The following is a 22,577-nucleotide window of genomic DNA, read 5'->3' as shown; positions in this document are numbered from 1 at the left end:
CTCGTTATGATACTTCTAGTTTATAAGAACGGTGTTGGAATGAAAAGAGACGATGGATTGACCGCTGCCTCGGTCTCGAGACCGATATTCAAATTGTAATATGCATGAAACATGACATGATATTTTGAAATTACGAACAATCATCAATTTATGTTATCTAATCTTACGTAATTCGTTGACATGCCTATCACTAGAACCGTATAATTGGTGCGAATACTGATCGGCACGATTAAGGAGCGATAGGAAAATGGATACCCTTCAACAGCTTAGCAGCGGCCTGGATACCGTTTGGGTCGTCTTGACGGCAGCGATGATTCTGCTTATGGAAGGCGGCTTTGCCCTTCTGGAAGCAGGGTTTGTCAGACAGAAGAACGCAGTCAGCATCATTATGAAAGTGTTCGTGGACATCTCGTTTGGCGCTCTTATTTTCTATTTCGTCGGTTTTGGACTTATGTATGGCAAGGATGCCGGAGGCTTCATCGGTACGTCAGGTTTCTTCATGGGAGGAGATTTGACACACATCAACTTAAATATCTCACATGAAACCTATTGGCTGTTCCAATGCGCCTTCGTCATTGCGGTGATTTCCATCGTTTCCGGGGCCGTTGCCGAGCGCATCAACTTCCGCGCTTATATTTTGTATACCATCGCCATGACCGGGCTAATTTATCCGATTGCCGGACACTGGGTATGGTCGGTTGGCGGTTGGCTCGGCAAGCTGGGCATGGTCGACTTCGCAGGCTCTGCCGTCATCCACGCGTTAGGCGGCTTTGCGGCGCTCGCTGCTGCCATGATCATCGGTCCACGGATCGGCAAATTTTCGGCAGACGGCTCCGCCAACATCGTCCCACCCTCCAACCTGCCGCTTGCTTCTGTAGGCGCCTTCATTCTGTGGTTCGGCTGGTTTGGCTTTAACTCCGGCAGTACGCTCAGCGCGACCAACTCGTCCATCGGCCATATCGCCGTGACGACGATGCTGTCGGCAGCAGCTGGGAGCGCGACGTGCATCCTGTTCACAATGCTGCGCTACCGCAAATCCGACCCGCCGATGGTCATTAACGGTGCCTTGGCCGGACTCGTCGGCATCACGGCGGGCTGCGCCTTTGTGAGCGACGTGGCAGCGATTCTGATCGGCGCGGTGTGCGGCATCGCGATGGTCTACGCGACCGAGATCCTCGAATCGAAGCAGATCGACGATCCTGTCGGCGCGTTCCCGGTGCACGGCGTCAGCGGAAGCATTGGCACCATCGCCGTTGGTTTGTTCGCGCAGCCAGACGCTGTCCGCGAAGGAACGGCCGGCTTATTCTACGGCGGCGGCTTCTCGCTGCTGGGCATTCAGGCATTGGGCCTTTTGACCGTCTGCCTATGGGGATATATCATGACATGGGCGAGCCTGAAGCTGATCCAAAAGGTCGCTGCGCTCCGCGTTTCGCGGGACGAGGAACTGGTCGGCCTGGACGTCGGTACCCACGGCGTACCGGCTTACAGCCAGGAAGACGGGTTCATCGACCTGCAGCATTTGAAGAAGAATTGAGAGGTCACCGCAGCAAGTATCGAGAAGAAAGCCTGGCGAGGAATCGCCAGGCTTTTTTGCACGTTGGGCGGCACACACCGCAAAAAAAGGGATCGCTCCCGCAGGTCCTCACATGACCTCCACAAGCAATCCCTTCATCCCTATGTTACTTATGAGAAAATCTCGTTCAAATCGTCCGGAATCGCGATGTCATCGCCCGGTTTTGTCTCCAGCATGATCTGCCGAGCCCGTTCAATCTCCGCCCGCAGCTTGCGCACCTGCTCCATCGGCTTTTTCACATAATGGATGTACTCGACAGCCAGATGGTGATCCGGCTTTTTCCCTGACAGTAGACGCCGAAAAGATGACATCGACTGATACGCCCGTTCTTCTTTCATCCGTTTTCTCTCATATCGTTCAACAACTTGCTCAATTTCCAGAGCTTGCTGCTCTTTACGCTGAATATAAGCTTCCAAGAAAGGAAACACCTCAGCCGCTTTGCGCGGTGCCGGGTGCGGCCTTCCGTCCGAACGTAATGCGCTTATCATGAACGATCACCTACCTCTTCGTGTCAAGAATTATCACAGTAATCTTATTTTACACCAAAGAGGCCGGTTTGAGAACTATTAATTTACAACCAAATCGATACCAACGACGCCTACCGCTTTGCCCATGTCATCTTTGATCGCTCTGGAGATCGTTATGCACGGCTTTTTCGTAATAGCTGACACGTACTCAGGAGAAACGAACAACTCGCCTTCCATGGCGCGCTTCCACCAGTCGCGGCCTTTCGCATTCACAAGCCCCGCTTCCGGTTGAGAGAAAATAAACGTGCCGTCTGCACGGTTGGACCAGATCGCCTCAATGCCCGTCGTCTTGCGAAGCACACCGCTTAACTGTGCCGCATGCTTGTCCTCCAGCAGTGACAGAATGTCAGCTTGCAGCACAAGTCCATTCAGCAGCTGCTTCATCTCTTGCACGTTCGCATTCACCGTTCCCTGCTTCTGCCGCAAGCCGACTGCTCCAATCGCCTGAATCAGCTCGGTCGACGACTTGGCGAGGTTATGATTCACAAGTTGAAGGCCGGACACTTCGTGGCGCTGCTGCTTCATTTGCGTCAGCGCATGCTCCACGCTCGACATCGTCTCATTCATGAGATCGACGACGCCCCCAAGCGACGTCCGCGTCCCGATCACGAGCGAGGATTGATGCTCGGTCGAGCTTGTCGTGCTGGCCACCAGACTATTCACATTCAAAATGAGCGAGAAGATCGTGTCGATCTTGCCCTTCATGATTTTCATTTCTTCGATGCCGGAAATAACGGACGCTTTCTCGAGCTCCACCGCAGACACGACCTGCGCGACGCCCTGCTCGATAGCGGATAGCAGCTCGGAGGAGCTTTGCACCGCCTCGTGGCTCTGCGCCGCGAGCTTCTTAATTTCCTGCGCCACGACGGAGAAGCCGCGTCCTTGCTCGCCGGCCCGTGCCGCTTCGATGGAGGCGTTCAGCGCCAGCAGCGAGGTCTGAGCGACAACTTCGGTAATAAACGTGTTGATCTCCTCGATTTTCGACGTATGCGCCGTCAAATCTTTAATCTTCTCCTGCATCGAATCGTTGTTCGTATGTAAATTGTTCATCACTTCGTCTGTTGCATTGAGCGAACGGCATACGTCTACGACGGTATCCTTCGTCTGCTCGCTCTCGCGGTGCATATGCAAGGAGGAATCAAGAATCTGGTCGGCTGCAGCAGCTACCTGCTGAATGGCCGCGAACGCCTCTTGCAGCTGCCCCGCTGCGTGCTTGCTTCTCGCTTGCAGTTCTTCCTCGCTTTGAATCGAAGCGTCGGCGATTTGCGACAGGTGGCTAATGGAGCGATTTACTTCTTCCACGGCGGCAGCCAAACGATCGGCAACGACCTGCGATTCTTGAATAAACGTCCGAATCTGATCTTCCGTGTTGTTCTCGTTCAGTTCCATGCGTACAGCGCTTCTCCAGCTCATCCAGGCCCCTACGCCAGCCGCTAACAGCACAACAAAGCCAATGACATCCACAAGCTTGGAATCCAAAAATAAAGCGATTACAATTGCGGCAATTCCCACGACGAACAAACCTGCAAGCCAAGCTTTCTGTTTCGATTCTGAGCGCATGATTTCGAACTCCCTCCAACAGGAAACGATTTGTTATATTTTGTTATATTATATCGGAATCCGTAACCCTTGAAAAGAAATAAAAACGGAGATCCGCTTGGATCTCCGCTGTTTCTTCGTTATTTATTTTGGTTTTGCGCGTTGTTGTTGTTTTGCTGTTGTCTGCTAGGTACCGCTGTTTCAGCAGCGAATTCAACGTCCTGAGCTGCTTGCTTGTTGTTGTTGTTGTTGTTTTTGTTCTTTGCCATGGTCAATCACCTCCTGTAAACATATAGTTCCCCAGGAGAGAAAAGATTATGAGTTTGGCGAAAACAAATTTAAACGTTACAGCGTCTTCCGCGGAGCGAGAATCTCATCCTTAAGCTGATTCCAAATCGTTTCCGTGACCTTGCCGTCGCCTTTCTTGACGATGAACACTTTCACGGTCTTTTTGCCCCACTCCTTGTAAACCTGTGCCTTTGTGTCGAAATAAAGGTCGATTTTCTTGCCCTTGATGGCACTGCCGGTGTCGGCCACAACGCCGTAGCCGTAACCCGGAATGAAGAGCACCGTGCCAAGCGGAAACACCTTGGTATCCGCCGCGATCGTGGAGAGGGCCTGGTCGTCCCGAACCACTTTAACCCCGGAGTAGGTAATGCCGTACTCGGGATGCCCCGGCGTTTTGCCTGTCGATTCCTTCCCTGCAAAATAACCGGTCGCCGTCACTTCAACGGACGTGTATTTCGATAAATCGGTGTCGAGCCGCGGTACGTAGCGATAGCTTGCTTGCTGCCGGTGTTCCTGGGCGACTGGAATCGCCGCAGGCGCAGCTGCTGCCAGACCTGGCTGAGCTTCTCTATGAGTAATGGTTGGATTAACAGCGTAACCTGTGTGACCTGCCTCTTCCCCGAACAGCACAACCAGCAAGGTAACCAGCACCCAAGCAAGCAGCCATTTCGATTGATGCGGAGATCTCGTAATCATCATTGTTCAAAGCCTCCCCCTACTTTCGTAGGATGTCCATTTCTTGCCATCATTAAACCTCCATATATAGACTCACGATATAGCGTGTCCTCAAATGTCAGGAATATGCATGGACGGGAAGAGGATTCAGTAGGCTTTTATGCTGCAAAAAAAGACCGAAACCGCGTATCGACGCGTGCTCCGGCCTTTCGTTTCTATATTTTTTTCGCGATTTCTTCGGTAATCATCGCAATAACTTCGCTAACCGGGTGGGTGCCCAAATCGCCTTGTCCGCGTTTGCGGATCGACAGGCTTTCATTCGTCACTTCGTTCTCGCCGACGACGAGCATAAACGGAATTTTCTCCAGCTGCGCCTCACGAATCTTGTAGCCGAGCTTCTCGTTCCGGTTGTCCGCTTCAACGCGGATGCCCGCCTCACGCAGCTTCTCGGTCACTTGTGTCGAGTATTCCTCGAAGGCCGGGGAAACCGGAATGACCTTCGCCTGCACCGGCATTAACCAAGTTGGCAGCGCGCCCGCGAAATTCTCAAGCAGGAACGCCGTCATGCGCTCCATAGTCGAGATGATGCCGCGGTGGATAACGACCGGACGATGCTTCTGACCGTCTTCACCTGTGTACTCGAGCTGGAAGCGCTCAGGCAGCAGGAAGTCGATCTGCGCAGTCGACAGGGTTTCTTCTTTTTTCAATGCAGTCTTGATCTGAACGTCCAGTTTAGGGCCGTAAAATGCCGCTTCGCCTTCCGCCTCGAAAAATGGCAAGCCCAGCTCCTCAACAACTTCGCGAAGCATGCGCTGCGCAGTTTCCCACATTTGATCGTCCTGGAAGTACTTCTCTTTATCGTTAGGGTCCCGGTACGAAAGACGGAAACGGTAATCGGTGATCCCGAAGTCTGCATACACTTGACGTATCAGATTCACGACACGAGCGAACTCTTCTTTGATCTGATCCAGACGGCAGAAAATGTGCGCGTCATTCAGCGTCATCGCACGCACGCGGTGAAGGCCGGTCAAAGCACCCGACATTTCGTAGCGGTGCATCGTGCCAAGCTCGGCGATACGCACCGGCAGATCGCGGTAACTGCGCATTTCACTCTTATATACCATCATGTGATGCGGACAGTTCATCGGACGGAGCACGAGTTCCTCGTTGTCCATGACCATTTTCGGGAACATATCCTCGTGATAGTGCTCCCAGTGGCCGGAAGTTTTGTACAGCTCTACGTTCGCAAGCACCGGTGTGTAGACATGATCGTAGCCCAGACGCTCTTCCAGGTCGACGATATAACGTTCCATCGTGCGTCTGATTTTGGCGCCGTTCGGCAGCCACAGCGGCAAGCCTTGGCCGACTTCGCGGGAGAAGCCGAACACTTTCAGCTCGCGGCCGAGCTTGCGGTGATCGCGCTTCTTGGCCTCTTCCAGCAAGTGCAGGTGCTCGTCCAACTGCGCTTTTTTCGGGAACGCGGTGCCGTAGATGCGCTGCAGCATCTTGTTCTTCGCGTCGCCGCGCCAGTAAGCTCCCGCTACGCTAAGCAGCTTGAACGCTTTAATGCGGCCGGTGGACGGCAAGTGCGGCCCGCGGCACAGGTCGAAAAATTCGCCTTGATCGTAAATAGTCAAGACAGCATCTTCCGGCAAATCGCGAATGAGTTCCAGCTTGAAAGGATCGCCAAGCTCCGTGAAAATGCGGATTGCTTCCTCGCGGGAGACGACGCGACGGGTAATCGCCAGATTTTCGCCGACAATGCGTTCCATCTCTTTCTCAATGCGCACCAAATCTTCAGGATTCAGCGGTGTATCCAGATCGATGTCATAATAGAAGCCGTCCTCGATGACAGGACCGATGCCGAGCTTCACGGTTTTTTCGCCGTAAATGCGTTTGATCGCTTGCGCCATCAAGTGCGCTGTGCTGTGACGGTACATTTCGAGTCCCGCTTCGCTGTCCAGCGTCAGAATCTCCACATCTGCATCCTGCTCCAAGGCATAAGACAAATCAACGGATTTACCGTTCACTTTGCCGCCCACAGCATTTTTCTTGAGGCCGCTTGAGATCGATTCCGCCACTTGTTCAATTGTTGTTCCAACGGCATATTCTCTTATTGCTCCATCCGGTAACTTCACTTGTACAACCATCTTCGGTTCCTCCTATGAAATAAATTGAACGCAAAAAAGCACACTCATCCCGGTAAGGGACGAGTGCGCTCGGCTCGTGGTTCCACCCTAGTTCGATTATCGCTATTATAGACAATAGGACTAATCCTCATCAGCATTCGATAACGGGAATGACTCCGGTGTTGTATAGTAACGTTCTAGCTGGAGAAACGAATTCCACAACACGGCTCCAAAGGGGTAAACGGTTCTGATTCGCTGAAGAAGCTTGCAGCCTTGGCTTCTCTCTCTGAGCAGATCTTGCAGAACGTTCATGTCTTTGTTGTAACGCCTTCGTCCCTTATTATAATCAGACGGGGCAGCAAGGTCAAGGGGACAGCTGATCGTGCTTCTTGGCTTCACCGAGATATAGATCACAGGTCCGGCAATAGGCGCATACCGAAGTCCGGTCTTCAAAAATTTGCCGAATCGTCTTGATAATCGTCAGATCGGCATCGCGCGTGTGAATGTAAATATTCGCCGGCGAAACGGAAATTAGCGTGGACACGATCATATCCTCAAAGTTGATGTCTTTCTCGAGCACCTCCATGCGCAGCGTCGTATCCAGATCGCTGGCATCGATTGGCTCCATTTTATCATTCAAAATGACAAACTCATGCCCGCCCTTGTGGATCAGATGGACCGCAGGAATCTTGGCTTCCTGGATATAGACAAAATATTGAAGGAGTGAAATAAACTCCTGATACTGGCGATCCATCATGAATTCATCGATGGCATACTCCACGATTTCCCGCAGTTCCTCCCTATATTCCTGAATGCGAAATGCGAGAAAACCGTCCAGATTCAGCACTGGATGTTCGCCGAGCATATGCGATAACAGTTCTTTCAGCATGCCTTTACGACGCTGCTTGCTCGGTGAGCTGTTCATGGTCAAGAGTCCGTCGTCAACGCCGCATTCCGATTGCAGCGACTGCTGGCAGTAGCCCTCGATCGCCTCCACATCGGCGGTTTTATCGTAATTAAACTCTTTTATAATCAAATGACGTAAAATAGCCGGCTCCTTGTCCGCCACAATATACCCCGCAAGCGCTTCGGAGAGCGCCTCTTTCACCCGCACCAACAGCCAGGGCATATCCACATCCTGCTCCAGCATCTCGGCTTCCACGCGAATGATGCCATGCTCAGGATATCGTGCGAAATCTGCTTTTACCTGCGCTTCACTCATATGTAAAAGCTGCAATCCTTGCTGCACCTGCAAGAATAGCGACTGATCCTCCGCATCGTCTCCATGAGAAAATGCCACTCCAAACAGCTCCACCATATCCTCGCTCCTTCCGTCTGTCGCATCCTCCTCTTACAAGTATATGGCCCTTGCCGAGGAGATATACAACGAACAATTTGCCAGCCGCGGGGGTGTGGAGCGCAAAAAAAAGAAGCAGCATCAAGCTGCTTCCTGGCTCAAATGAATGAGATCATCAATATAATTGCTCCAGACATGCCTTCACGAGGAGAAACGGCAGAGCCCCAATCGAGACGAAGGCAAACAGGAATCCTTGAAAAAAGCTTTTCAATGTTTTCACAACAAACCACTCCTATCTTGACTCCGAATTTGAAGGTCTGACCCCATTCTACTCCTCTTGTGCATGAGAAACCTGAAAATAACATTAAATTTTCAACAGTTGGTCAAAAAAATTTCACTGGCTGGCCTTACTTTTCGGAAAAGGAATAAATGGACTTCGCTGAAAACGTTTGCGTAAAAGTGCCGCCGGAAAGCGTCACATCCGTCATATTCGCGAGGTTGTCGGTCACGCTCGTTTTCAGCTTGGATGCTGCGGTCGAAGTCGTGGAGAAGCCGTTAACGGTCGCCGTAATATCGGACGAAGACGTATTGATGACAACGAGCTGCGCCTTGCCGGTGGAGTTGATTTTGGTACCCAGCACAAGCAGCGAAGGGTTGCTGGAGGACGCCGCGATGCGCACATAGCCCGGTCTAATCACTCGGCTGAAGTTGCCCATCGCATACAACACTTTGCTAACTGTATAGATGTTGTTCGTTGTATCCATATTAATTAATTGTTGGGCTAACGATTCGTTGCTGCCGACGCTCCACCAGTAGAAGAAGCCTCTGGCCGCGTTGGCGTCGCCGGTCGTCAGCGCCCGCTGAATTTTGACCGCGAGATCGACTGCTTGCTGGTTATCATAGGTCGTATTCCCGGGGTTCCAGAGGTTGTTGGTTTCATCTTTAAAATTGTATTCCGTCATTAATTTGGGCTTCGTCTCCGCGTACAGGCTGCTGTTATTGTTGCCGTAATTGTGATAGGCGATATAGTCGACAAGGCTCTTGTTCGTCGGCATGTTGTTCAAGAAATTCATCGCCACATTCTCCGATGTCGCTTCCGGGGCCGTCAGCTTCACCTGCGAGCGAATCCCTTTGGCGGTAAGTGCGGCATCGACCTCGCCGATCACACTGTCCATTTCAGCGTTAAAATAACGCGCGGATGCCCAGGATGTATTTTCATAATCCGCTTCGTTCTGAATGCTCAGCCATTTGATGTTATAGCCGAAATCGTTCCTGTACTTCTCCACCCATCTCGCCACATAGCTCGCGAAATTCGGATACTTCCCGGCGAGCAGGTGGCCGCCTTTCACCGAAGCCGAGTCCTTCATCCAGGACGGCGGGCTCCAGGGAACCGCATAGAACTGCATGGGGCTATAGCGAGCTAACGCTTGGTCGGCAAACCAACGTTGGTGCGCATCCGTGGTCCAGTCTTCCGTACAGTTATTCCACCCACAGTAGGAAATTTCAACGCCTGAAGGATCCTCGCTCAGCTTGAACGGATTGATTTCCCACCGAATTATCGTGAGCCCCGCATTCGAGCCGCTGTTCAGAAAAAGCTTATCCAGAATCGCCGATTGATTCGCCGCGCTCATTTTATGCTGAAGGTCGTAGACAGGCTTGTTGGCCGCGGCGCCGAAGCCGTCGATCGTTTGGTAGGTGGTTGCTTTGGTTAGGGTGATTGTGTCGGCTGCTGCGGCCACGGTGGAACCTGAAACCGCTATCCATATTGCACATAACAAAGCCCCCATCCCTTGTTTCGTCATCCATTGCCGTCTCTTCTTCATACCTGTCAACTCCCCTTCTGTTTGGTTAGAATTTAAAACAAAAACAGGCTGCAATCGCGACCTATTCGGTTGGATTACAGCCTGTATACTAACGTCTTATGGAAGATCTATCTTGTTGGATAACGCTGCCGGTAAGCTGTCATTCAAAGCGCTCCAATCGCTGACCACAAACACACGAACGTGATAATCCGCGTTGTCGGGATCAGTCACATCGAAGTGCCCGGCTGCCTGTTGTCCCCCAGTGAGATCGCTCTCTACTGCCGTATAAGCAACGGGTGTCGTGCCTTTGAGCAGTTGGAAGAACACAATTTCCGAACCCGCATGATCCGCGGCGCCAGCCGTGCGATTCACCGTCACGTTCGCGGTCAGCCCGCCTGTTCTGCTAAGCGTGCCTTGCAGGGTAAAAGCGGGCTGTTCCACCGGAGGATCGACCGGAGGTACGACGACGTCCGAGATTTCCGTTACTAGGAAATCATCGATTCTCGCAAGCTGGTTCGCCACGCGAATCCCGGATTTGCCTTTCGTCAGCGCAGGCGGATTGCCCGAGAAGAGCGTGCCGTTGTCGATCTCGTCGAAAATGAGATTGTCATCGACGTAGCCCTTGATCCGGTTGCCGTCGACAACCAGTCGCAGTTGATACCAATTCCCGACAATGTAGGGGTACGGGATTTTTTTGCTGTCGAGCTCTTTGAGGCTGCCATTGACGACGCGACCGAGCGCGATATAGCCCGTGCTGCCGCCCGGCAGGCCGTTGGTGCCGTTATGGATGCGCAGCATATAGAAGTTTTTGCCGTCATCGGACGCGCGGGCAATGATGCCCGGCAGCGCCGTGCCGACCTGCGCCTTCACTCTGGCGCGGACATCGTAATTCGTCCAGTCGCTTTGGCCGACGGTGAAGGCCATGCTCGTTGTGGTATATTTTTCAAGCACCTGCCCCTGATCCTCCGTCACCACGCGCAGATGCGAAGCGGCTGCATTCGGTGTGGCGCCGTTGTTCCAGCCTGTAACACTGTCGGCGTTAAAGCTGCCGTTTTCAAAATCCTCTTGGTAGAGCACCGCCCCGATTGGCGCTTCAGCGTTCGCTACAAGATGGAGCGTGTAGACGGCGGATGTTCCCGCTTCCGAGGTGACGGTGACGGTCGCCGTTCCAGTCCCGTTCGACATAACGCCGTCGGTGATGTTAACCGTCGCTACGTTGCTTGCTGTCGCAACCGCTTCTGCCACTTTCACATATTTTGTTCTGGACGGCACATGGATCGTGTAATCCGTCTGTCCCGGCACAAGGGTAATGCTGGAGGCCGGCATTTGGCCCGGCGGCGTCAGCGGGTCAGTGACCAGCGAAAGCCTTAAGGAGCTGAGCGACGTATCGGCGCTCGCTTGCTTGAGCCGTACCGTGTAATAGTTCGCACCGTTGCCTTCGCTGGATAGCGCAGCAAGGGTGTAGGTCTTCTCTTGTCCGACCGTATCGAAGGTCACTTGACCGGAGGCGGGAGCAACTACGATGCTGCCGGTTCCATAAGCGGAGCCCGTTACGGTGACGGTGTTGGTCGTCATCGGCACAAGCACGGTATAGCTGTTAATCCCTGGATCGAAGCCATTGATCGGAACGCCATCCACCTGGATACCGCCCAGCTTCGGTACGAGCGGATACACCTTCACATCGTCGAAAATCGCCAAAGCTTCATGGCTGCGCAGCCCGATTTTGCCGGAGGTGCGGCTTGCATCCGTTACTTCGAGGACCTGTACGCCGTCGACGAAGGCTTTGATCGTTGAGCCTGCCGCTTCCAGATTGAGCTTATACCATGTTGACGAATCGATCGGTGCAGGTAAATCATACGTGCCGAGCACCGTCGTCGTGCCGCTGATCCGTTTTTCCAGGATCGCTTGATTCTGCGTGCTGGTCCGCTGCAATTTGAAATAATACTGGCTGTTGTACGTGCTCGCTCTTGCCAGCAAGCCCATCTGCACATTGCCGGTGTAGGAGCTGTCCGCCACCTTTACGCGAGCTTCAACCCCGTAATCTTTGAGATCGTCTCCGAAAATCGCAAAACTTGGCGTGGACGGATATGTGCTCACCGGAATCGCGTACGTATTGTTCGTTACGCTGTCTGTCGCGAACGTCCATGGCGTAGAGGCGCTGCTGTAGCCCGTCATCACCCAACTGGAGGTATCTCGGTCGGCGACAGATTCGAAGCCGTTTTTGTACATGGCTTCCGCAAAAACCTTCACTTCATTGATGGACAGCGGTCCATCGTAAGTGGAGCCCGTCACCGTAAGCTTGACGTAGCGGGCTTTCTCATTGAACCATTCCAGGCTGTTGCCAACCTGCGGAACGTAGGAAGGATCAGAGCTCTTGTCGACGACTGGCGTGTACGTCACGCCATCCAGGCTCGTCTCGATTGTGTATTTGTAGCCTCTTGTCGCGCTGCTCGTCCATTCGATGCCCATGCCCGCAAGGGAATAGGCTTTGCCCAGATCGACCTGAACCGTTTGCGGATAAGCGTTCGTTGAAGCTAAGGCTGCCGTCGCCGCGTTGCCATCCACCAGGTTGGCGCCGCCGGTCATGCCGGAGGATACGGTTACTGTTTTGCCCGCAGATACAATGTTCTTAATGCTCGGATCCACGGCTTCCAGCTCGATCAGCATCACCGCGTTTTTCTCCAGTGTCTGGCTGAGTGTGAGACTGTCTGTAACGTTTACAATGCCCTCATCCACAATTTGCAGATCATCGATTTTGTTGTAAGCATAATTGCTGTGCGTTTCGTCGACGAGCACTTTTTTGTAGCGCACGCTTTTGCCTTGGAAGCCGGCAGGCAGGTTTTTCACCTGAATTTCGACATTCGCGGACGCGCTGCCGTCGCCTTGCTTGTTCCACACCATCATCGTCGCTTTCGTATCGCTGTTCTTCGTCGCCAGCATGCGCGTGCCGTAAATGTCCGTGCTGCCGCCGCTCGTGTGAATGCGCGTATCCCCCAGCTGACCGAACATGCGCATGGTGTTGAAGTACGGCGTGAAGAACGTGTGGCCAAGCACCTCATAATAGTGAAGTTTATCGGCAGTGCCAATCAGTTGGAACGTATTGATGTCCGCATTGCCCCACAGGATGTCGACACGGGCGATCGCCGGAGCGTTAGGCCCCAGATCGAACTTCAGCCACGTCCAGTAATCGGATTGCGTGAACTGCGTAGCCTCATCTCCATCAGTCACAGCTGCAATCGCGGGATCACCCGCCGTATTCGGAATCGGAATCGGGTTATTGCTGCTGTCGAAGAAGCGGATTTCTTTGATCTTCATCGGCTTCGACGTGGACGCGGATTCGCGCCAGCCTCTTAAATTCAAGTATTGCAGGGATTTCGGGTCGCTGTTGGTAAAAGATTGCCAATTCGTCGTATCCCCGCTGCTCAGCGCGTAGTCGACATCGAACTGGTTTTTGAAATAGGCGTTCAGCGTGTGCACCGCCACCCAGTTCATCGGAATGTCGGTACCGCCGCGTGCAAAAAAGTACGCCGCATCCGTCATAAATGCCGCCTGCTTCGAGAGGCCCACGTTATTGGTCGGATCGCTGAGACCGCCGCCGCCTTTCCAGCCATACTCGCTCACAATCGTCGTCGCGTTCGGATAGAACTGGTGCAGGTACGTTTTCATCTCGATTTCCTGCGTCTCGTTCATCCGCACATCCTCTTGATAACGATGCCAAGACACAAAATCCACCTGATACCCCTTCGCATACGCGATGTCCACGAACTGCTTCTGCTTCTCAAAGTTGTAGCCGGATAACACCGGTCCTCCAACCTTTACCGGCTGCCCTGCAAGCCCCTGGGTATTCACCCATTTGACCGCTTCGGACATCCCTTCATACATGCGCATATAGCCTGGAATATCGTCTTTCGTATGTCCATAAAACGCCGGCTCCAGGTTCGGCTCATTGCCGACCTCGATGTATTCGAGTTCCGGATTTTTTTCCTTCAAGGTCAAAATAATCTTCTTCATCGCCTTATCGAATTCCGGCCAATTCATCGTCGTTTCGCCAGCCAGCAGGCGGTTCTTGCCGGGGTTCGCGTCACCGCCGTACGAGTACGCCAATGAGATCAGCAAGGAATCCGAGAACTGCGACATGAAGTCGTACGTCTCTTTGCGCGCACTCAGCAGGTCCGGATTGTCGGCATTCCGCGGATCGTCGATGGAATAGGCCAGGTAGTCGCTGTTCGCGTTGTCCTTGTTGTAGTACCAGTTGATTTTGACAAAATCGCGGACGACTTTCGTCTTCAGCCCTTTCAGTTCATCTACGACATGAACGGGCAGCGGCGTGTAGTTCGTGTTGTTAAATTGCTCCGTGCGGACGAGCGGCCCTTCGGAGACCGCGTAGTCTGCTTCGAATGTGGCGCCTGCGGCATGCGCAGCTTGCGGCGGCGTGAGCACGGCAGCGGTAGATGCGATCAGGAAGGCGGCTGTCAGCGCCGCAATCTGTTTTTTGAAGCCTCGCACGCGCGAGGCTGGTTGGATTCCCATTCTTAGTTCCCTCCCGAAGATTGATAGATACGGTAGAGCAGTACGGCTGTTTCCGCGCGGCTCGTACTGGCCAGCGGCCTCAGGAAGCTGCCGTCGCCCTCGATGATGCCCAGGCGGATCAAGGCGCTGATACTGGCTTGGGCGTAGCTGGCCACGTCGCCGGCGTCTTTGAATCCGGCCAACGATGATTGGGTCGTGACAGCAGGCAGTTGGCCTGCGGCTTGCAGCGCCCGCGCTGTAAGCGTCATCATTTCCTGCCTGGAAATGGTTGTCTCGGGCTCGAAGCGGTTAGCGCCGGTTCCGTCGGTGATGCCGAGCGCCCGCGCCGTTTGAATCGCATCGGCGTAGTAGGTGCTGGCAGGCACATCGATGAAGCCTTGCGACGACTGCGCAGGGAAGCCCAGCGTCCGCATGAGCAGGAGGATGAAATCGGCGCGCTTAATCGCCGTTCCCGGCGAGAACGTGGTCTCGGAGGTGCCAGCGATGATGCCTTTGGCGGCGAGCGCTTCGATCTGCTTCTGCGCCCAGCTGTAGCCGGTAAGGTCGCTGAACGACTTCACGACGTAGACAACCGCATAGCTGCTAAAATGCGTCGTCGAGAACGTGACCGTTCCCGTACTCTCATCGTAGCGGCCACTCGTTACTGGCGTTGGCTGTCCGCTGTCGTTGATGTACCAGACCGTGATGCCGTCCGGCTGACTCCGCTCCACCTGCGTCGGCTGGTAAGGAATCGCCACGTGCACCGGCGCCTTGGGGTTGTTCCATGCGGCGGCTTTGCCATCCAGCATGATAGTAATATCGATAACCGGCCGATCGCCGATCGCCGTTTTGACGTCGTCGGAGAAGCCGTCCGTACCGACCTGCTTCACCATAACGGACACGTTCGTCTTCCCGGCCGTTTCTCCGTGTGTGAACATATCATTCGGCAGCGTGATCGTGCCGAACTCGGTTTGCAGCGCCAGCTGGCGTGCTGCGCTGCCTTCGGTCAGCAGCGGCGCCGGCAGGGCCGCTTCATAGGCGCGTGCGCCCTCGACTTTCGGGAAGTCGAGTGTCAGCGTGCCTCCCGGCGCTCCTGCGAGCGCTTGCTCGATCGCCGCTTGCGTGGCGGCGGCTTTCGCAACGCCTGCTGCATCGGGCGAGCTCGCAGTTGCGAGCTTCAGTGTCGCATCGCCAGCAGCAGTGCCGTCCCCAGTGCCGGGGCCGGAGTTGTCGCCCGGATCCGTTCCCGAATCTGTCCCGGGGTCCGTTCCCGGGTCTGTCCCTGGATCCGTTCCTGGGTCGGTTCCAGGATCTGTTCCCGGGTCTGTCCCCGGATCCGTCCCCGGATCGGAGCCCCCATCCCCTTTTGCCGCAACCTCAAACGTAATCGCTGCATAATCGTCACCCTCGCCTGCCTTCACGGTATAGCTCCCCGTCGGCGTATCGGACGGCAGCGTCACCACCATTCCCGACAGCAGCTCGCCTTTGGCCAGTTGATCCATGATCAGCAGTGTGCCGTTCGGCCTGAACACCTGCACGATGACGTGCTGCAAGCTCGTCGTCCCTTGGATCAAGACGGCATCACCCTGCTGCTTGGACGGGATCGCCGTCAACGCCGTTGAGGGGCCAGCAGCCTGTATCCAGCTAGCTGGAACCAACATCACCAGAAGCAGAAGCATGCTTATCCATCGTTTTCTTAACACTCCAAAACCTCCTTTTCACATACGTATAGTTGGTTATTATGCAAAACCGCCGTGCCTACGAACGCCTTCCTCCATATGGGAAGCGCTTTCGCAACTTCTTATTCAGCTTCACAGCCCACTACCTGCAACTATAGGGGATTTTGATTCTCGCCAATGAGTGTGCGTTGCGTGGCCGAGAGGCATCAAAACCTGCAAATAAGCAGGGATCTTCCTCGTTACCCTCCTGATTCTATGAAGAGCCTGCAATTCTGCAGGCTTTTCCGACAAACACCCGCTTCTGAAGCACGCTCAGCCCCAAAAACTGCTTTCTCGCAGGAATTTCGCTGAAAACGCCACTTTTGCGGAAAATTCCTGCTTTTTCGCAGGAACTAGCCCGTTCACCTCGACAGGTACCTAAGCACTTACCCTAATCACAGTCATTCGCCTGCGCCCACCAATCTTCCCTCACCCACGCCTCGACAAAGGGAACCTTATTCAGCCCCTCATTCGAGCTCCCAGCCATCTCATCTACCTCTCCGGCTTCTCCCGATATTGCCCCGGCGTAATGCCCTCCATTTTGCGGAAATAGCGGATGAAATTCGCCGGATTGTTGTAGTTCAGCTTCTCCGCGATGTCCGTCACCGTCATGTTCGTCTCCCGCAACCAGCGCTTGGCGACGCCTAGCCGGTATTGCGCCAAATACTCGGCAAAGTTAATGCCGGTCTCCTGACGAAACACGCGCGAGATGTATTGCGGGTGGTAGTTAATGCGCGCAGCGCATTTTTCCAGCGTCAAATCCGTGTCGAACGCTTCCTCGATCAGCCGCTTCACCTCGTCCGAGATCGTCCGGAACTGCGTATCCCGCCGTTCCTCGAGCAGACCGATGCTCGGCTCTACGATCCGCTCGTAGAACCAGGCCTCGATGTCGCGCGCAGCGTGTAGATGCAACAGCTCGTCGAAGAGCGTCCGCTCCCGCTGGTTCAGCGCGTACAGCGAAATGCCGGCATCCTGCAGCAGACGAATCAGATCCACGAGCAGCCGAACGAGCGACAGCTGGTAATCGTTATGATGCTCAGCCGACTTCGAGGCGTTGTCGATAAAATCGGTCAATGCCTCCCGCGCCCGCGCCTTATCGGACGACTGAATCGCGTCGATGACCTGCGCAGCGGACTCCTTCGGGTACGCCATGTCTTTGCTTTTTTTCGGCTGCACATCCTCACTGAACAAGACGGCTTCGCGCCCGAGCTGCACCCGGTATTTCAGCGCCGCTACGCACTCTGCGTACCCCTGCTCCGCTTCCATCCACTGCGTAAAGCTGCGGGAGATGCCGACGCTGGCCTCCACGGACAAATACCGCTTGACCTCCTCCTGCACGGAAGCCGCCATGTCGTACACCCGCTCCTTGAACGCTTCTTCGGAGACGGCTTGCGCGCCGGTAATGAGCAGCACCGCATCCTGAAAAATGATCGGCGCCAGCCGCGACTCGCTCGGTACCAGCTCCGACACCATGTTGCCGATGGCATAGAGCAGCAAGTCTCGATCCTTCTCGTCGAACCGACTCTCCGTCAGATCGTCGATTTGGAACAGAAGCACCCGCATGCGATCCCACTCGAGCGTATAGCCGTAGTACTGCAGCCGCTCCTGGATCTCCGACGATTTGGCTTCGCCGGTGACCATTTTGCGGACGAGCAGCTCGGTCATGTGCGCCTGTTGGCCTTCCAGTTGAAACTGCATCCGCGACTGCGTCGAGAGCAGCGATTGAATGCCTTCGGAGATAACGCCGAATTCGTCCTTTGCTTCGCGCGACGTTTTCGCGCCGGCCAGCGAGCGGTAGATGCTGCGGACAGGCCTATACACGCTGCGCGTCCCCAAGACGGCAATCACAATCGACGTGCACAGCGCGATCAAGCTGACCCAGAGCGATGTCCAGGCAATGCTTTTGGCCCGCTGCGTCATTTCGCTGATCGGCAGCACCGACACATACGTCCAGCCGTTATACGTCGATTTCCGGTAGGAGACCGACATGTCGTCTTCTCCCACCTTCGCCTTGAACAGCCCCGTCGCTTCCTGTGAGGCGACAATTCGCCCCATAAACTCCTCTTGCGACAGATCCTTGCCGATCAGCGAACGATTCTGGTGAGCGACAAGCTTACTTGTCTCATCTACGATGTAAATCTGCCCCATATCGGCATCTTCCAGATCGATCAGGTTGTTCGTTTCCTTCCCCGACAGCAGAATCGCCATAAGTCCCTGGGGATTCTGGGAATTGATCGGCCATTTTTTCACATTCATGATCGTATAATTATTGCTCACAATCGGCGACTCCGTATCGTAGCGACCGGAAAGATCGAGACTGACCCACTTGGAACCGGGCTGCATGGTCGTAAAGCCGCGCAGCAGCTCTTTCATTTTGACCTGACTGTCCTCGTTAAAGCCCGAATTGCTGATCAGCCAGTCGTTCTCCAGACTGAACAGGAACACGTCCCTGATCCCCAGCTCGAATGTCTGAATCCCGAGCAAATTATCGTAGAGATCGTTGATCATATCCGTATCCATGATCGTAAGCCGTTTGCCGATCGCTCCCGCCACCAGCGGTGTATTGAGCATCTGTGACGCCGTGTAGTCGATCGTCTTGAGCGTCTGCTCAACACGCAGCTGCGTCTGCCGCAAAATCTGTGCGTTGCTCTCGTTCACCTTTTCCAGCACCGTATGAGAGGAATATGTATAGGAGTACCACCCCAGAATCAGTACGGGAAAAGCCCCCACTACGAGCGTCAGCACGATTAATTTGCGTAAATAGGAATGTGACTTCATGCCCCGGTTGTCTCCTTCGTCAGGTTAATCTAGGTTTATGTCATGCTTCCAGTATACCAAAAAGGGTCTGCGTCATGGGGGCGAACACAGACCCTGACAGCGATTGTTATTTCTTGACGGCTTTGTTGTACTCGGCGGTATACTCGTCAATCACTTTGCTGCCGCCCTGCTGCTGCCACTGATCAAGCACTTTGTTCCAGCCGTTCTCATCAATCGAGCCCATGATGAATTTCGTTCTCGCATCTTCAATCAGCTTGTCAAGCTCTTTGCCTTTATCGCTGTACGTATCGGAGATGAACGCATTGACCGGATTCTCGATCGCGATCTTTGCATTTTCTTTCCAAACGTTGTCGCGTTGGTGAACCAGCTCAGGTCCAAACGTCGTTACCTGGTCTCTCAGCACAGCTAGCTGGGAAGAATCACCCATGCCGTACTCGACGAGCAGCTTCGGATCAGTCGTTTTCTTGTATTCGCCGTTTTCCACCGTATATTGACGGCCTTCAATTCCGTTGTAGAGCATATTCTGCATCTCTTTATCGGACAACTTGTCAAAATAGTTCAAGATTGCTTTCAGCTCAGTTTCCGTTTTCACCGTTGTTTTCGGAATCATGAAGATGCCGTAAGAACCGCTGCCCGCCACACTGCGAAGCCCCTTAGGCCCTTGCAGCGCTCCGATCAGCGTCACCTTCGCTTTCGGATCCACCTTCTTCGCCTGCTCTTCAATGCCGTTCGCATCGTTCAGGTTCGCCACCCAAGCGCCGGCCGTTCCTTTGTTCATCACCTGACGGCCGTCTTTGACAACAGCGAAGTCGAGGTTCATCAGCTTCTCGTCATATAACTTCTTGTAGAACTTCATAGTCTCCAGGTAAGCCGGCGACATGTGCGCTGGGAGCACTTTGCCGTCGCGGAATTCCCAATCCGCTGGTCCGCCGTGCCAGATTAGCATATCTCTCCAGCCTGCAGGCGTTTGCTGTTCGACAAGGCCGATCGTATCGTTTTTGCCGTTTTTGTCCGGATCGTTATTCGTAAAGGCTTTCAACACATTGTAAAACTCATCGATCGTCTTCGGCTCTTTGAGACCAAGGTTATCCAACCAGTCTTTGCGCAGCGTCACACCGTCCCGTGCCAAATCGCGCTCCCGATAGATGCCGTACACTTTGCCGTCAATGGAAATCGCGTTGAGGGCGATCGGATTCATCCGGCTCAGGTTCGGATAATCTTTGAGATAAGGCCCGAGCTCCCAGAACATGCCGGAACGAACGGAGTTGATAATGAATGGCGCTTTCTGGTTCAAAACCGTAATGACCGTCGGCAGCTCACCCGAAGCGACTGTTGCACTTAACTTATCTGTATAGGTTGCCGATGGCACCCAGTTCAGCTTTAATTCCGTGTTGGTTACGCTTTGTATCTTTTTGAAAATCTCACCGTCCGTCGACATCGGCTCCGGGTTGAAGCTCGGCAGCATGATCGACATTTTGTAAGGCGCCGACGGGGTCGCTGAAGCAGCGGCCGCAGGTGCTGCCGTGCCGCCTGTGCCGGCAGCCTCCTTGCTTCCTTCTCCGCAGCCTGCGGCTACGCCGGCCGTCAAGGTCAGTACGGCAATCAGTGCGATGGACTTGCTCGTTGTCAGTTGTTTCAAATGTTTCATGTTTACGTCCTCCCTTTATCTATGATACATCTATCGAGAAACTGTGGAAACAGTTTACCCTTTAACGGAACCGAGCAAAACGCCTTTGGCGAAATGCTTCTGCAAAAACGGATACACCAGCAGGATCGGCAGCGTCGAGATGACAATGACCGCCATCTTCACGCTCTGCTCGGGCGGCTGGACGAAATCGGCGCCCAGCGCCGTCGAATCCCCGAGGCCCCCGCCGTCGGACATGATGACAATTTGCCGCAGCAGCACCTGAATCGGCCATTTGGCCGCATCGTTGATGTACAGCACGGCGCTGAAAAACGTGTTCCAATGCCCGACCGCGTAGAACAGCGAGAACGTTGCAATCGCCGGTAACGACAGCGGAATCGCGATGCGGAATAAAATGCCCGGATCGGAGCAGCCGTCGATTTTGGCTGACTCCTCCAACCCATCCGGCAGCTGCTGGAAGAAGTTGCGCATAATAATCAAATTGAACGCTGAAATCGCGCCTGGAATGAGCAGCGACCAGTACGTGTCCATCATGCCAAGCTGTTTGATGACCAGAAACGTCGGGATCATGCCGCCGCTGAACAGCATCGTGAAAATAACCGCCATTTGAATCGGTCTGCGGTAATCCAAATCTTTTCGAGCCAGCGGATAGGCCATTAAACAGGTCATGACAATATTGATAAACGTACCTGCAACCGTAATAAAAATCGTAACGCCCATACTGCGCATCAGCGTACTCGTGGAGAAGATGAATTCATAAGCGCTGAGCGAGAACTCCGTCGGGAACAAAATAAACCCTCTTTGCAGCAGTTCCTTCTGAGTCGCAAACGAGCCAGCGATGATGTAAATAAAAGGGATAAACGTGATCAGCGCGAAAATGAGCAGCAGCGTCACATTGGTCACGTCGAACAAGCGACTGCCAAATGAGCGATCCTTGACCATGAGATGGCCTCCTTTCTAACTTTGTGAACCTTGGTAGATCCTCTACACGACGCCTTCTTCTCCCATCTTTTTGGAAAAAAAGTTCGAAGCGACGACAAGCACCAAACCAACCACCGATTTAAACAGACCAACAGCCGTACTGTAGCTGTACTGTCCGTCCGAAATCCCCGTCGAGTATACGTAGGTATCGAACACCTCGCCGACTTCGCGGTTCATCGCATTCAGCATCAGCCAGATTTGCTCGAAGCCGGTGTCGAGGAAATGACCTAAGCGCAGGATGAGCAAAATCACGATCGTTGAGCGGATCGCCGGCAGCGTCACGTGCACCATTTGCTGCATGCGGCTTGCACCGTCTATGCGGGCGGCTTCATACTGCTGCGGGTCCACCCCCGCCAGAGCAGCCAGGAAGATGATCGTGCCCCACCCGGTTTCCTTCCAAATGACTTCCGCGGTAATAAACGCCCGGAACCAATCCGCGCTAACCAGGAATTGAATTTTGTCCCCGCCTAGCGCTTTGATCGCCTCATTCACCAGCCCCCCTTCCGTTGTAAAGAAGAGATACACGATTGAGACAATAACGACCCAGGACATAAAGTGGGGGATGTACACCAGCGTTTGAATCGTCCGTTTCAGGAATTCCTTGCGCAGCTCATTCAGCATAAGCGCGATGACGATCGGCAGCGGGAAAAAGAACACAATGTTGTACAGCGCCAGCACGAACGTGTTGCGCAGTAGCCGCCAGAACAGCGGATCGCCGAAGAAACGATCAAAGTGCTTCATACCAACCCATTGGCTGTCCCAGAAGCCGAGGAACGGTTGGTAATTTTTGAACGCGATCAGCACGCCATACATGGGAATGTATTTAAAAATAAGAAAAAACAAGATGCCGGGGAGCAGCATCAGATACAGCCACCGATTCCGCAGCATGCGTTTCATTTGCTGCTTGCGATACATCGCTCTCTCCTGCTTGGCCGAGAGCCTAACTGCGGCTGCCGCAGATTGCGTCTGCATAACGGGCACTTCCTTTCTGCCAAACTGTTGTGTCGGCTATCATGATGGTAACGCGCTGCTTGCTACCTCTGCATCATAGGGAACGCCTGCCGTTGCCGTCCATAGTCATTCCTGCACGTCTTGACTGAGGTGCTGAAAAGCCAG

14 protein-coding genes are annotated in these 22,577 nt (G+C 53.9%); 1 reads left to right on the top strand and 13 read right to left on the bottom strand.

Features of this window, described 5'->3' with window-relative positions; genetic code table 11:
• Nucleotides 1-247: 247 nt before the first annotated feature.
• The gene (locus ABE504_RS03335) at nt 248-1,534 is read left to right on the top strand and encodes an ammonium transporter (protein ID WP_430084432.1); all 1,287 of its coding nucleotides are present in this window, start codon (nt 248-250) and stop codon (nt 1,532-1,534) included.
• Nucleotides 1,535-1,683: 149 nt separating this feature from the next.
• Here ABE504_RS03335 and ABE504_RS03330 read toward each other — a convergent pair whose 3' ends face one another.
• From ABE504_RS03330 to ABE504_RS03270, 13 genes are all read right to left on the bottom strand, one after another.
• Nucleotides 1,684-2,061 carry a hypothetical protein gene (locus tag ABE504_RS03330; protein ID WP_430084429.1) on the bottom strand — a complete coding sequence of 126 codons (378 nt, stop codon included), beginning with the start codon at nt 2,059-2,061 and terminating at the stop codon, nt 1,684-1,686.
• A 78-nt stretch (nt 2,062-2,139) separates the two neighbouring features.
• On the bottom strand, nt 2,140-3,660 hold the full coding sequence (locus ABE504_RS03325; RefSeq protein WP_430084426.1) for a methyl-accepting chemotaxis protein: 1,521 nt from the start codon (nt 3,658-3,660) through the stop codon (nt 2,140-2,142).
• A 119-nt stretch (nt 3,661-3,779) separates the two neighbouring features.
• Nucleotides 3,780-3,908: a hypothetical protein gene (locus ABE504_RS03320; RefSeq protein WP_430084423.1), complete on the bottom strand. Its 129-nt coding sequence runs from the start codon at nt 3,906-3,908 to the stop codon at nt 3,780-3,782.
• Between the two features lie 76 nt (nt 3,909-3,984).
• Nucleotides 3,985-4,626, bottom strand: coding sequence for a 3D domain-containing protein (locus tag ABE504_RS03315; protein ID WP_430084420.1), 642 nt, complete (start codon nt 4,624-4,626; stop codon nt 3,985-3,987).
• Nucleotides 4,627-4,817: 191 nt separating this feature from the next.
• A complete protein-coding gene (gene thrS / locus ABE504_RS03310; RefSeq protein WP_430084417.1) occupies nt 4,818-6,752 on the bottom strand; it encodes a threonine--tRNA ligase in 1,935 nt (644 codons plus the stop codon).
• A 343-nt stretch (nt 6,753-7,095) separates the two neighbouring features.
• The gene (locus tag ABE504_RS03305) at nt 7,096-8,031 is read right to left on the bottom strand and encodes a putative sporulation protein YtxC (RefSeq protein WP_430084414.1); all 936 of its coding nucleotides are present in this window, start codon (nt 8,029-8,031) and stop codon (nt 7,096-7,098) included.
• A 404-nt stretch (nt 8,032-8,435) separates the two neighbouring features.
• Complete coding sequence (locus ABE504_RS03300) at nt 8,436-9,851, bottom strand: glycoside hydrolase family 30 (protein WP_430084411.1); 1,416 nt, start codon at nt 9,849-9,851, stop codon at nt 8,436-8,438.
• A gap of 96 nt (nt 9,852-9,947) precedes the next feature.
• Nucleotides 9,948-14,360: a family 16 glycoside hydrolase gene (locus tag ABE504_RS03295; RefSeq protein ID WP_430084408.1), complete on the bottom strand. Its 4,413-nt coding sequence runs from the start codon at nt 14,358-14,360 to the stop codon at nt 9,948-9,950.
• A 2-nt stretch (nt 14,361-14,362) separates the two neighbouring features.
• Complete coding sequence (locus ABE504_RS03290) at nt 14,363-16,042, bottom strand: S-layer homology domain-containing protein (protein WP_430084405.1); 1,680 nt, start codon at nt 16,040-16,042, stop codon at nt 14,363-14,365.
• A 507-nt stretch (nt 16,043-16,549) separates the two neighbouring features.
• Nucleotides 16,550-18,835, bottom strand: a complete 2,286-nt coding sequence (locus ABE504_RS03285; RefSeq protein WP_430084402.1) for a helix-turn-helix domain-containing protein — start codon at nt 18,833-18,835, stop codon at nt 16,550-16,552.
• Between the two features lie 106 nt (nt 18,836-18,941).
• Nucleotides 18,942-20,483 (bottom strand): extracellular solute-binding protein, encoded by a 1,542-nt coding sequence (locus ABE504_RS03280; protein ID WP_430084399.1) that lies wholly within the window; start codon nt 20,481-20,483, stop codon nt 18,942-18,944.
• 54 nt (nt 20,484-20,537) lie between these two features.
• Nucleotides 20,538-21,422, bottom strand: coding sequence for a carbohydrate ABC transporter permease (locus ABE504_RS03275; RefSeq protein ID WP_430084396.1), 885 nt, complete (start codon nt 21,420-21,422; stop codon nt 20,538-20,540).
• A gap of 42 nt (nt 21,423-21,464) precedes the next feature.
• Nucleotides 21,465-22,376: an ABC transporter permease gene (locus ABE504_RS03270; protein WP_430084759.1), complete on the bottom strand. Its 912-nt coding sequence runs from the start codon at nt 22,374-22,376 to the stop codon at nt 21,465-21,467.
• Nucleotides 22,377-22,577 lie beyond the last annotated feature (201 nt).

This window comes from Paenibacillus oryzisoli (assembly GCF_050467285.1).
GTDB lineage: Bacteria > Bacillota > Bacilli > Paenibacillales > NBRC-103111 > Paenibacillus_E > Paenibacillus_E oryzisoli_A.
The sequence above is the reverse complement of the archived record's forward strand: the minus strand, read 5'-3'. Positions and strand labels throughout refer to the sequence as shown.